We start from the raw sequence: 12,113 nt of genomic DNA on the forward strand, positions 1-12,113 counted from the left end.
TTGAACAAAAAAATGACCGCTATTAGGTAAAAGATCCTTATACAAATTCTTCATCCTTCATACAAACAGATGCTCAATAGGTCGCTTTTGGAGTGAACTGGCCCTGATTCTTCAGAGCATAGTCAAAAAAACGAAGGATAAGTTCATTTTGCGTTTCAATCGCATAATACTTATCGATTTCTGCTTTTCCGCCTTGCAGCAGGTTTGCCAATATAGGAGAGAATAATGGTAGATCAGTCAAACTCAAATGTTTTGCGCCTTTAAAATGAACGGTGTATGCACCTTTAAAATTTGTATTCGAAACTTTATTCGCGATATATGTAGAACTGCTGTCAAGTTGTACCCACACATCATCCGAATATACATTAAGAAGCGGAATGGTGTAAGGTTCGGACTTTGCAATCAATTCGTTCGCAGCTTCATCATATACAAGCTCGCTAAAGAACGGGGCATCTATATTTACTACGGCGTCAATATCATCACGTTCTCTGCTCAGCGCCACGCTTGCCGCACCACCCATGGAATGTCCGAACACGCCTATTTTCTGTGTATCGATGCGCTCATATACAGTCTCTTTTCTTTGTGCCGCTTGTTCCAGAATCGTATTCACGACAAAATCCATATCATCCGTTCGCAACTTCATCCATTTTTGAGTAAGCTCGAAATACTCGCCAAGCGAATAAACCCCTGTTTTATTGGCATTGTTGACTTCTTGCATGTAATCGTGATTTACCGTCACGACCTTTCCATCTTCAGAAACGGTATAAAAAGAATGATAGGGATGGTCAATGGAAACAACGACATAACCGTGGCTCGCAAGTTCTGTAAAGGTAGAAGTGTTGCTTGTTTTAATACCGAATGCACCATGGGAGAACACAAGCAAAGGGTATGGCCCGTCTGCCTGTTCAGGATACCAAAATTCCACGTTAACAATCCGATTGTCATCCTGGTCCGTAAATTCCTCGATACGATTCTTGTCCACGTAGCTGTAAGTGGCGGTCGCCACTGCATACGTGCCTGTCACTTGCGGCAGCCTATGCTGTGGAAAAAGCAAAGCAGGAACAAGGGTAATGACTACAGTCAGTGCTAACAAAAGAAATTTCCATATCGTAGAGAACACTTTGTAGGGCGAAGAGTGTTTTTGTTTACGCAGAAGTGTAATCATTTCCTTGAACGCTAATATAAAGAGCAAGCCTGTAAACAACCCCCAAGTGAAACCCCATACGACAACTTTCCCGAAGATTAGCCCTACAAATCCTACGAATATTGCGATTCTCGTCCAACTCTTTATCTTGCCGCGGCTTTGCTTGAATGCAATGGAATGAACGGCAATGGCCAGCTCACAAACCAACGTAACAACAAGTACTAAAATCTCCATAAGACTTCTCTGCTCCTCCATCAACTTTTTATGAGTTCATCATAAGAAATGGAAGAGCAGGTGTATATGCATAAACGATAAGCTGTAGCTGAGAGCCAATAAGTTGCAAAAATTAAGGCCATAAAATGTATTCAAGATGAGAATTTGACTTTATTTGGGAGTGGATTGTGTAACTTCTAAATCTTGTTTTTAAATGTCTTAAGTCTTTCATTAATCTTTTGAGCTTCCTCTTTGTCATTTCTATAAGTCAGTAGGCGGACGATCGCGTATACTACGGCAATTTGCAAACCCAGTAATAGTATACCGGAGGTGGTATATACGAGATTTAACATGACAGCCAGGGATATTAGAAGGACCTCCAGAAAAAGGAAATGGAAAACCACCCGAAACCGCATTTGATTCTCGCTAACCGCATGCGGCGTATATAATATAATTCCGCTTAAAGCACCCAGACAAGAGAACGACATAATTGTAAAAATCGTTGTTAATTCGAAATTTGCGTCAGGAGCGTAGATTTTCCGCAGAATAGTGATGATAATAATAATGGAAGCGAATATAAGCAAGAAATCTCTAACGATTTCTTTAATGAGCTCGTAATGCCTCATGTTGGTCCCCCCTTTTATAATCCTAGTATGTGTTTAAGCATTGGCACATACTGCCGTGATATGACTACCTTCTCCCCGTTATCCAGTAATGCTTGAAAACGGCCGCTGATCGAGGGCTGAATACTAGAAATCTTAGCTATATTTAGAATGGTAGATTTGGAGGCGCGAAAACAATGTTTCTCTCTGCAAAGTTCCTCCAGTTCATAAAGCTTTTGTTTGACTTCATGAACGTTGTTCTTACAATACGCAAACACTTTTCCGTCAACAGCTTCAAAATAATAAATATCACTTAGTTTGATGCGGCTAATCTTATCCTCATGATAACCAAGTATAATGAGTGTTTCGGTTTTGATTTTATTAACGAGCTCATGTACTTCTTCGTCTGCTTGGTGACACCTGATTCGGATCTCCTCTTCTTCTGAATAGTCTATTATTTCGATGAAAATTTTAATAGAAATCACCCTCGGAAATTCTAATTAAAAATTGTTAACTTCTACAATACGTAAATCATATAACGAAAAGGCGTTGTTCGGAAACAACAAACAATATTTGCACCTGTGCAGATCATGTCTCATATGAGCATCGAGATACTCTCTTTTTATTGTGCTGTAAATTGCAGTTCTAATAATTTGGTATACAATTAATGATTACCTTCGTTCACTAAAAGCCGTCGATTGTGCAGGCTTTTCCGCAGCAGCCTCCCCTGTTCAGCTTAAAACCTGCGAAAGTGCAGGAATTTCTCTGGATCATACTCTTCGGGCAGGTTGGAGCGTGAAAAAGATGCAGATTCGCAGGCTTTTGTTTACAGGGGCACCGGAGAAGTTCAAAGGATGCACTTTTGCAGGAATTAGGCAGACAGCCTTCTTTGGAGCCCCCTTTCCTTTTCACCAGATGATGTTTCCCTCATGCCTCATGGATTGGGTGAAAGCAAGGGACGGATCACTTTTCTTAGGCAGACTTGACTGCTGCGCGATAACTCTCTTCCTTAGAAATCCCCCTGCAATCAACTTCACAGCTGAACAAGAACATACGTTTCCTTCAACTGGTACTTTATGGTATAGTAAAGCTCAGGATATTTAGCGGGAGGAATGATAGTGGCTGTTAAACAAAATAAAGTATTAGACCAATTCTCAGACTTGCTGCCCTGGGCCGAGAACCTGAAGGATACCGCCCAAGACTTATGGCTGAAGCCTATATCCGATGGAAAATGGTCGCTTAGAGAAATTTTGACACACATTATGTACTGGGACAGGAACAGCTTGGAAATGATGGTTCCCAATATGTCCGAGGGTGCTGCATTATTCTTCGCAGACATTGAGAAGCACAATCAGGAAGCGGCAGGTTTGGCTCAATCGTACCATTCTTTGGACACACTTATTGATGATCTCGTTATAACGCGGAGACAGCTGTTTGTACTGTTAAAGGAGAAATACAATAATACTGAGAAGTTCACAATTGACAACCGAAACTATACATACAAAAAGTTTGTCCAACTATTCATCCATCATGACGAGCACCACCGGAGACAAATCGAAGGCTTCTTAGAGCAGGAGAAAGTCTAGTTCTAGCCAAGGATGTCGCTGAGCAATTGCAGTATACTTATCATGCCAAAGATGATGCTAATATGACGAATTATCTTAAGCGCGTCAGAGAATTGCCTATTCATGCAGTTTCATGCAGTAGGTATTTACTGAAGGAGGAGCCAACGTGACCAATCATAACGAAATCAGCAGCAACGAGCTGTCACCAGAACAGCGTGAAGAACTGCTCGAAGCTTTGAAGGCCCGGTTTGAGAAAAATATGAACCGCCATACAGGTCTTGAATGGGCCGATGTACACGCTAAGCTAGAAGCAACCCCCAACAAAATGTGGTCGCTCCATGAAATGGAACGGACCGGCGGCGAACCGGATGTTGTTGGCTATGATCAGCAGACGGGCGAATACATCTTCTATGATTGCTCAGCAGAAAGTCCCAAAGGCCGCAGGAGCGTCTGTTACGACCGTGAAGCCTGGGAGTCGAGAAAACAGCATAAACCGGACAATAATGCAGTGGATATGGCATCTGCCATGGGCATCGAGCTGTTAACGGAGACACAATACCGGGAGCTGCAGGAGCTTGGGAAATTCGATATGAAAACCTCAAGCTGGGTTCAAACACCCGCTGACATCAGAGCACTCGGCGGGGCCCTCTTTTGTGACCGCCGCTATGAAACGGTGTTCCTGTACCACAATGGAGCAGAATCCTATTATGGTGCAAGAGGGTTCCGCGGCTCCCTTCGGGTCTGATCTGCAGCAGACTTCTCAGCCCTTTCGCTTCCCTCTGGGATGTCGTAAGGGCTTCATTTGTGTTCCGAGATATTGCCTGCCCATAAAATCAGGTATGCTCCCGTTTCCATTGCTGGCATTGTGCTGCTTAATGGGTCTTCTCCAGATAGGCTATAATATTCATACAGGCTCCAACAAAAAAGGGTGATGCGATGAAAAACCTGTTTACAATAGGAGAAATGGCCAAGCTCCATAATATCACGATGAAAACACTGCGCTACTATGATGAAATTGGCTTACTGCAGCCCATTCACACTGACCTCGTCAACGGGTACCGATATTATTCAACCGAACAATTCGAACAGCTTAATACGATTCAGTATTTAAAGCGATTAGGCTTTTCCTTGAAGGATATCAAGAGCCACCTGGACCACAGGGATATAGACGGCTTCTTGCATCTGCTGGAGAAACAAAAGGAGCTAACCGAGCAGAAAATCAAGGAACTGGAGCAGGTTAACAGCCGGTTTCAAAATCGTATCCGCGACATTCAGTCCGCTCGGAATATAACAGAATTAGGGATCGTAAAGCTTCTGCACATGGAAGAACGGAAAGCAGTACGGCTGATGGGGAAAATCGGCTCCGAACCGGAAATGGAGGTATCCCTCCGGCAATTAGAGAACATGGCGAATATGAATTCGTCCATTTTCATCGGCGGTGTCGGGCTTACCGTAAGTGTAAACCAGATCAGAGCTGATCGATTTGACGAATATAACTCTATCTTTATCCTAATCGAAGAAGAGATTCAGAGCCCGCTGGTTACAAGCTTCGCAGAAGGGACCTATGCCAGCATATATTTCCGGGGAGATCACAAGGACTCTTCTCCTTATTATTCAATCCTGCTCCGCTTCATCGAGGAAAACAGTCTTAACATCCTGGGAGACTCCATGGAACGAATGATCATTGACCATTACATTTCACGTGATCAAGACGATTTCCTTACCGAAATCCAAATACCAGTCAACCCTTGACCTTCCCCTTACGGGAAGGTTTATTATTTGTGTTGCTGTTTAAGAAGGTCTTTTCATACGCGGAACTGCCAACACAAAGGAGAGAAAAATCAATTGCCTCACATCCATAACAACAAGATTTGGTCCATGTCTTTCATTTTCGTAGTTATTGCTAACGCTCTGGTCTTTATGATATTCGAAATGCTGCTTCCTACCCTTCCCTTGTTTGTCACTGCCCTAGGAGGGGGAGCAAGCCAGGTCGGCTTAGTAACAGGGATGTTCATGCTTTCCGCTATTCTAATCCGTCCTTTTGCGGGCATTCTAGTTACTAAATTTGATAAAAAGCTGCTGTTAATATTCGGAATTCTGATCATTGCACTGTCTACAGGAGCTTATTATCTCTCAACCAACATCACAGCGTTATTAATCATTCGACTGATCCATGGCGCTGGATTTGGGTTAGCAACAACGTATTTTGCCACGCTTGCCGCTGAAATCATTCCCAAGGAACGACGTGGCGAGGGAATTGGTTATTTTGGCGTAGGGGAAACGGTAGCCATCTCTGTAGGGCCGATGATCGGCATTATGACGCTGGAGCTGTATGATTTCCAGAGGTTATTTTTTGGAGGCATGGCTGTCCTTTTGCTGGCTGTCCTCATGGCGCTTTTGATCAAGAGATCACCGCAAGGAAGGGATCTTGATAAACAAGAACGTGTAAAAGTTAAGCTGTACGAGAAACGGGTACTGTTTCCTTCTCTGCTTATCTTTCTGATTGGCATTGCGGCTGGCGGCATTATGTCTTTCTTTTCCTTGTACGCCATTGAGAAGAACTTCACTCACGTAGGATTGTTTTTCTTGTTCATCGCGGCCGCCAGCTTTGTCATTCGGATCATCTCCGGAAAGCTGTTTGATGTTTATGGGCCTTCGGTTATTCTTATACCCGGCTCCATCCTGTCCATTGCGGGACTCGTCATTCTATATATGGCAGACAGTGACGGCATGTTCTTGCTGGCGGCTGTGCTGTACGGATTCGGATTTGGCGCGATCTTCCCCGCCCTTCAAACATGGTGCATGAACTTGGTCGGGGAACATGAGCATGAGGATGCGATGGCTTCATTCTTCAACTTCTTTGACCTCGGGATTGGCGGAGGCTCCTTTATTCTTGGACTTGTCGCTGCAGAGCTATCGTATCAGGCGATCTACATTGTCGCATCCATAGTCTACGCTTTAGTTCTGGTTGTCTACATTGGCTATATCCGCGGACGAACTGCCAGCTGACTTACAGCAGATCGTCCAGCTTGGTATCCGAATAAATGGAGATGAGGACCACGGAGTTGGTATCGCCGATATTCTTGACGACATGCGGAACGCTCGCATTCCAGGTAAAGGTATCGCCTTCTTCGGCAATAATAGAATCTTCTCCTTGTTCGGCCAGCACCTTTCCTTTGAGCACTAAATGGCTTTCTTCTCCCTCATGGGCATGGGGCTCATGTTCTCCAATAGCGAATCCGGGCGGTGATTCAACGATCATCATCCGCAGCCGCCCTTTTGAGGTGAGATGCTCGATCTTGTGGCCTTTATACGACGAGGTTCTTCTTTCATCCTTGCGCACGACCTGCATGTGCTGGCTCTTATCTAACAGCAAATAAGGCAAAGGCACCTTCAGAAAGTCTGCAATGGCAGCCAGGGTATGAATGGAAGGTGATGTATGGTTGTTCTCCATGTTACTGATAAACCCTTTGGAAAGCCCTGTGGCTTCACACATTTGCGCAATCGTGATTTTCTTGCGGTTTCGAATGGCACGAATTTTCGACCCTATGTCCAACGTTTATCACCTTAACCTCTGCTCTTTCTTTACGTACGTTTGTGTACTTATGGTTATATTAACAAAGACCTTGACAGTCAACAAGCCGTTTGTTATCTTATAGTAAATAAATTTTCATATAGGGAAACATCTCACTATTTTTTGTCTATTAGTTTTCTAATATGAATATTTATATCTCATAAGGATACATTTATATCCAAAACAATAGGAGGAAACAAAGATGGCAAATAAAGAAGGTATTGGCGCAGTATTGCTGCGAGTGGTTCTGGGGATCATTTTCCTGGGACATGGTCTGACGAAATTTTCGGGGGGCATCGAGAACACTGCCGGATGGTTCGGAAGTATCGGACTGCCCGAATTTCTGGCGTATATCGTAGCAGGACTTGAAGTGGCCGGCGGAATTGCCCTGATCATTGGACTCGGTACCCGCATTGTTGGAGGATTGTTTGTCGTACTGCTCGCAGGCGCAATTATTAAAGTACAATGGGCTGCTGGTTTTATTGGAGGCTATGCCTACGATCTTGCGTTGATGGCGATGGCCGCTTATTTGTTACTGAACGGGAGCAAGCTGTATTCGTTGGACGGTTATATTGTGAAAACGAAGAACAAATCCTAACACTAGATAAAGGGGACGGTCCATCAGGGTGTCGAGAATGAAAAGCATGCAGTTGGTTTTGTTCATTATCATTTTGGCAGCGGGAGCAGTCGCATTATATTTTAGCCTGAATAAGAAAGGTACGAGCGAAGAGATGAATACAGCGACATATTCAGCATCCCAGGAACCGAGAATCGGTTACGTGGAGCTGCAGGTTTCTGACCTGGCCAGGTCCCTGATATTTTATGAAGAGTTAATTGGCTTCACAGTCATCGAGAAGGATGAGCGGACAGCTACGCTTACAGCAGACGGCGTGGTACCTCAGCTCATACTTAGAGAAGAGGAATCCTATGTCCCTCGTCCTGTGAGAACAACGGGCTTATACCACTTCGCGATATTAGTCCCTACCAGACAGGATTTAGCCCTGTCGCTTGTCCATTTGGCGGATAGCGGATATCCCCTTCAAGGCGCATCGGACCATCAATACAGTGAAGCCCTCTATCTGTCTGACCCTGATGATAACGGGATTGAAATTTATACCGACCGGAATTCTAACGAGTGGCAAAGAGACAATAACGGTGGCTACGTCGGAGCAACAAAACAGCTGGTTCTTGAAGGCTTATTAGCCGAAATCAAGGATGCTGAATGGACTGGCCTGCCTAGCGGAACAAGGATAGGCCACATTCATTTACAGGCATCCGACTTGAAGGCATCCGAACATTTTTATGTAGAAACGCTTGGACTTGATATTGTTGCTAAGAATGCTCACATGCTGTTTGTATCCAAGGACGCTTACCATCATCACATTGGAATGAATACCTGGTCAGGCCAAGGTCTGCCGAAACCTCCAGAGCATTCGTTAGGCTTGAAGCAGTTTACGCTTCATTTCACACAAGAAGAGTATGATAGAGCCTTAGCCAAGCTTGAACAGTCAGCCTACAGCTATAGAGCGGATAATCATGAAATGACCGTCACAGATCCTTCCGGGAACAGCATCCTCATATTCGTGAAAGAGTAGCAAGCCGATAGCTGAGCCGCTCTGTCTTATGTATGGCTAATATTTTTTCGCCGTTATCACATAGTAAAGAAGGCGGGCTCATAATCTGAGCCCGCCTCTTGCTTTCCTGTGTTCTTCTATAAATTAAACCATCCTCTACTTACTACAACTCCAACAGCATATGAATCATGACAGCGGCATTGTTCACCTTTCCTTGTATCCCTCATTATTTACCTCCTCAAATGACCAGCCTGTTGACCACATAGTTATGCCCTTACAATGTTCTATCACATCGTTTATACTGGTAAAGCCATCTCACTTCTTAGGAGTTGTATACCCGACTATGATAAAAAAAGAAATCGCACATATTCGCAAGCAATTTAAGCTGGACCATGAAATGCTCAAGGTGTTCGATATTCTGAATGTGTATATTATGAAGGAGAGCAGCGAGGTCTATCACTATGAGTGCCAGCCCTTCGCTCTGGTGGACAGAGAGAAGCAGGAGCTCTATATGGGCAACTTCAAGAAGCTGCTGGCCGGCGAACTGGATCAGAAGCTGTTCGAATTAAGGTTTCAGGAGCATGCCGAGGAGCCCTCGCAGGTGCTTCTCCACCAGGGCTTGGTGACCGGCGACACAGAAGAGTGGATGAATCTGATGCTTGTGCTCGTGGAGAAAATGCTGGCGGACAAGACGTACGAACGCGATACGGTTGTTACTTTCATCCGCGGACAGTACTTCCGGCCGACCAAGGGCAGGAACGATGAAGCCGAAGAGAGTGAAAAGGACGAAATGTTCGCGCACCCGTTCATTCTCTGCAGCGTGAATTCTACGGAGCCGCCGCGGAATACGCTCATGTTTGATTATGTCGAGCGGGAATTCAAGTACAATGTCGTCGTGGACCCGATTATCAAGCTGAGCGCGCCGGACCAAGGCTTCTTCTACCCCAGCGTAACGGACAACGCCTCCGATGTGAACCGCATTCTATATTGTGCCGGGAAAGCGAATGAGCCGAATATCCATTTCATTGAGCAAGTCTTAACGGCGGAGAAGTCGGTGACGGCTCAGGAAGAGAGAGGCATATTCGAGGAAATCGTGAAGGAGGTCGCGGGAGACCAGTTCGATGCGGCCACGATCGCTCATGTCTACGAGGAAATTCATCAGATCATCGAGACCCACGAGGAAGAGGAACCTCCCAGGCTGGATTACAGAGATGTAGAACGGATGCTGACGGCGAGCGGCGTGGAGGACGTAACAACCGAAAAGGTGGAACAAGCATTCCAGACCATCGTCGACGACCGGAATTATGAACTCAAAGCGAGCAGCGTGATTCCAAAGTTCACATCCAAATCGATCAAGATTGATACGAAGATTGCCACAATCTCGGTCAGTCCGCAGGACTTGAAGTATGTAAAACAGGTGAATTACCGCGGGAAAAAATGCCTCTTAATTGAGGTCGACGAAGATGTCGTGATCGAAGGCTTTACGCTCAATACGGAGACACTGTAGACTTAATGATGCTGCTGCGTCCGCTGTTGTCTCTACAGCATACAACAAGCTGACAATCGGGTCTCACCGTTGTCAGCTTGGCATTGGCATCACAGCGCCGGGCCTGCTTATATCACGTTAACAGCCCGTGTCACGCTGCCCGCAGCTCATTCTCTCATCTTATATAAGCCTCGTACATTTCCAGCGTGGACCTGGCCAGCGACATAAACGCTGCCTTCTGTCCAGGGGTGAGCGGCTGTCCCTCATACGATGCCGACTCCAATTGCTCGCCTAAATCCACTAGTGCCGTGGCGCCAACGTTACTGGCCATGCCTTTCAGCTTATGAACGGCATCGGTCCACTGTTCATTCGTCATCCGGCCGCCATCCTGCTCCAGCTGCATCAGGGCGTTACAGCTCTGTTCCAGGAACGACTGAATGATCGTTATGAACAGTTCGGTTGAACCAAGCCACTCCTTTAACATCTCGACACGCCCGGGGTCCATCAGATCACCCTGCTGCATCAGCCCCGATTCTCCATCATTTCATCCCAGGTCATATAAATCCGTCTGATGTCCTCTTCAATCAGCGGGCAGCCCATCTGCACCTCAATAATTTCGAGGTCTGTGAGTGCCTTAACCGCATGCGGCACGCCTGAACGGATATGAATGACATCACCCGGACGAATGGTAAACAGCTGCTTATCCATCAGCATAAGCCCCTCACCGGATATAACCGTCCATACTTCATTGCGGTATTGATGGGTCTGGTAGCTCAGGTTGTGGCTCTGATGGACACCAATCCGCTTGGTAAGCACTTCGGTATGGTCATCCTTCTTCGTATAATCCAATACCCGGTACCAGCCCCAGCGCCGTTCTTCATACATCGGGCGCTGCCCCCATTGGTCCACGACCTGCTTGATCTTCGTGCTTTCGAATTTGTCGCTGACGAGTATGCCGTCCGGGCTGACGACAACGACTGCATTCTTGATGCCGAGCACGCTGACTGGGATGTCCAGCTCATTCAGGATTTGTGTATTGGAGGAATCGCTGCTTAGCACCCCTTTACCCATTATCGCTGTCCCCATCTCTTCGGTTAACGTATTCCATGTGCCCAGGTCCTTCCAGAACCCCTCATACCGCAGAACCCCGATCTTCGTCAGCTTCTCCACAATTTTGTAATCAAAGCTGGTCTTCTCCAGCTCCTCATACCGCGCAGCCAGCAGGTCGTAATCAAGCGGCAGCTCATGACGCTCCAGCCAGTTCAGTATCAGGTCAAGCTTAAAGGCGAACACCCCGCAGTTCCACAATGCGCCATGATCCCGGATAAGCTGTTCTGCCGTATACGTATCCGGCTTTTCTACGAACCGTTCCACCAGCTGCGTGTCAGCCGCCGGTACGATATAGCCGTACTTCTCGGACGGGATCGTCGGCTTCACGCCGATCAGCGCCAGATCCAGAGTCCGTTCCCGAAGAAGCTCCTCCAAACCAGCAAAACCTGTGAAGAAGCTGTCATCCACATAAGGATCGACCGGCTGCACGACAACCACCTCATCACGGCCCGTCTGCCCGGCACTATAGAGATATGCACAGGCAAGCGCAATGGCCGGGAAGGTGTCCCGGCGGGACGGCTCTACAATCAGCGGTACATCCTCACCCAGCTGGCTGCAGATCAGATCGCTCTGACCCTTGCCTGTAGATATGAAGGCATCGCCGCCAAGACCAGCCCTGCCAATCTGGCGCCATACCCGCTGAATCATGGACTCAAGATGGCCTTGTTCATCCCTGAGCACCTTTAGAAACTGCTTCGATCTTGTGTCATTCGACAGAGGCCACAGACGTTTGCCTGAACCACCGGACAATAATACAACCTTCATGCTTGCCACCGCTTTCCGCCTGCTATATTGTTTTCACCTGTACAATGCTGCTTCACGGTTCGACTGTCAGACAAGGGCTG

The 12,113-nt window shown here is 46.4% G+C and carries 14 protein-coding genes; 8 read left to right on the forward strand and 6 right to left on the reverse strand.

Features of this window, described 5'->3' with window-relative positions; translation table 11 throughout:
- Window positions 1-73: 73 nt before the first annotated feature.
- The 3 genes from DNH61_RS17335 to DNH61_RS17345 form a co-directional block, all read right to left on the reverse strand.
- Window positions 74-1,378 (reverse strand): alpha/beta fold hydrolase, encoded by a 1,305-nt coding sequence (locus DNH61_RS17335; RefSeq protein WP_111147935.1) that lies wholly within the window; start codon window positions 1,376-1,378, stop codon window positions 74-76.
- Between the two features lie 176 nt (window positions 1,379-1,554).
- Window positions 1,555-1,983: a DUF3021 family protein gene (locus tag DNH61_RS17340; protein WP_111147936.1), complete on the reverse strand. Its 429-nt coding sequence runs from the start codon at window positions 1,981-1,983 to the stop codon at window positions 1,555-1,557.
- A gap of 14 nt (window positions 1,984-1,997) precedes the next feature.
- The gene (locus DNH61_RS17345) at window positions 1,998-2,444 is read right to left on the reverse strand and encodes a LytTR family DNA-binding domain-containing protein (protein ID WP_245948223.1); all 447 of its coding nucleotides are present in this window, start codon (window positions 2,442-2,444) and stop codon (window positions 1,998-2,000) included.
- A gap of 310 nt (window positions 2,445-2,754) precedes the next feature.
- Here DNH61_RS17345 and DNH61_RS17350 point away from each other — a divergent pair, with 310 nt between their 5' ends.
- The 5 genes from DNH61_RS17350 to DNH61_RS17370 all read left to right on the forward strand — a co-directional run bounded on the left by DNH61_RS17350 (window position 2,755) and on the right by DNH61_RS17370 (window position 6,533).
- Window positions 2,755-3,063, forward strand: a complete 309-nt coding sequence (locus DNH61_RS17350) for a hypothetical protein (RefSeq protein WP_111147937.1) — start codon at window positions 2,755-2,757, stop codon at window positions 3,061-3,063.
- Window positions 3,064-3,077: 14 nt separating this feature from the next.
- Window positions 3,078-3,545 carry a DinB family protein gene (locus DNH61_RS17355; RefSeq protein WP_245948224.1) on the forward strand — a complete coding sequence of 156 codons (468 nt, stop codon included), beginning with the start codon at window positions 3,078-3,080 and terminating at the stop codon, window positions 3,543-3,545.
- Window positions 3,546-3,708: 163 nt separating this feature from the next.
- Entirely contained in the window at window positions 3,709-4,269 is a 561-nt protein-coding gene (locus DNH61_RS17360) for a DUF4256 domain-containing protein (RefSeq protein WP_425452271.1), read from the forward strand.
- A 191-nt stretch (window positions 4,270-4,460) separates the two neighbouring features.
- Window positions 4,461-5,276, forward strand: coding sequence for a MerR family transcriptional regulator (locus DNH61_RS17365; protein ID WP_111147940.1), 816 nt, complete (start codon window positions 4,461-4,463; stop codon window positions 5,274-5,276).
- A gap of 126 nt (window positions 5,277-5,402) precedes the next feature.
- Window positions 5,403-6,533 carry an MFS transporter gene (locus DNH61_RS17370; protein ID WP_220036952.1) on the forward strand — a complete coding sequence of 377 codons (1,131 nt, stop codon included), beginning with the start codon at window positions 5,403-5,405 and terminating at the stop codon, window positions 6,531-6,533.
- A 1-nt stretch (window position 6,534) separates the two neighbouring features.
- Here the strand turns inward: DNH61_RS17370 and DNH61_RS17375 are convergent, their stop codons facing one another.
- Window positions 6,535-7,080: a helix-turn-helix domain-containing protein gene (locus tag DNH61_RS17375; protein ID WP_111147942.1), complete on the reverse strand. Its 546-nt coding sequence runs from the start codon at window positions 7,078-7,080 to the stop codon at window positions 6,535-6,537.
- Between the two features lie 220 nt (window positions 7,081-7,300).
- Here DNH61_RS17375 and DNH61_RS17380 point away from each other — a divergent pair, with 220 nt between their 5' ends.
- The 3 genes from DNH61_RS17380 (at window position 7,301) to DNH61_RS17390 (ending at window position 10,179) form a co-directional block, all read left to right on the forward strand.
- Window positions 7,301-7,696, forward strand: a complete 396-nt coding sequence (locus DNH61_RS17380) for a DoxX family protein (RefSeq protein ID WP_111147943.1) — start codon at window positions 7,301-7,303, stop codon at window positions 7,694-7,696.
- Window positions 7,697-7,733: 37 nt separating this feature from the next.
- On the forward strand, window positions 7,734-8,693 hold the full coding sequence (locus DNH61_RS17385) for a VOC family protein (RefSeq protein ID WP_111147944.1): 960 nt from the start codon (window positions 7,734-7,736) through the stop codon (window positions 8,691-8,693).
- Window positions 8,694-8,853: 160 nt separating this feature from the next.
- On the forward strand, window positions 8,854-10,179 hold the full coding sequence (locus tag DNH61_RS17390; RefSeq protein WP_111147945.1) for a DUF4317 domain-containing protein: 1,326 nt from the start codon (window positions 8,854-8,856) through the stop codon (window positions 10,177-10,179).
- 154 nt (window positions 10,180-10,333) lie between these two features.
- On the opposite strand, the gene DNH61_RS17395 is transcribed toward DNH61_RS17390, so the two are convergent.
- Together DNH61_RS17395 and DNH61_RS17400 are read right to left on the reverse strand one after the other, a co-directional pair.
- Window positions 10,334-10,681, reverse strand: a complete 348-nt coding sequence (locus DNH61_RS17395; RefSeq protein ID WP_111147946.1) for an Hpt domain-containing protein — start codon at window positions 10,679-10,681, stop codon at window positions 10,334-10,336.
- The gene (locus DNH61_RS17400; protein WP_111147989.1) at window positions 10,681-12,033 is read right to left on the reverse strand and encodes a sugar phosphate nucleotidyltransferase; all 1,353 of its coding nucleotides are present in this window, start codon (window positions 12,031-12,033) and stop codon (window positions 10,681-10,683) included. Before DNH61_RS17400 ends, DNH61_RS17395 begins: the two co-directional genes overlap by 1 nt.
- Between the last annotated feature and the right edge of the window lie 80 nt (window positions 12,034-12,113).

Origin of the sequence: Paenibacillus sambharensis (assembly GCF_003233845.1) — a bacterium.
Taxonomy (GTDB): domain Bacteria; phylum Bacillota; class Bacilli; order Paenibacillales; family Paenibacillaceae; genus Paenibacillus_I; species Paenibacillus_I sambharensis.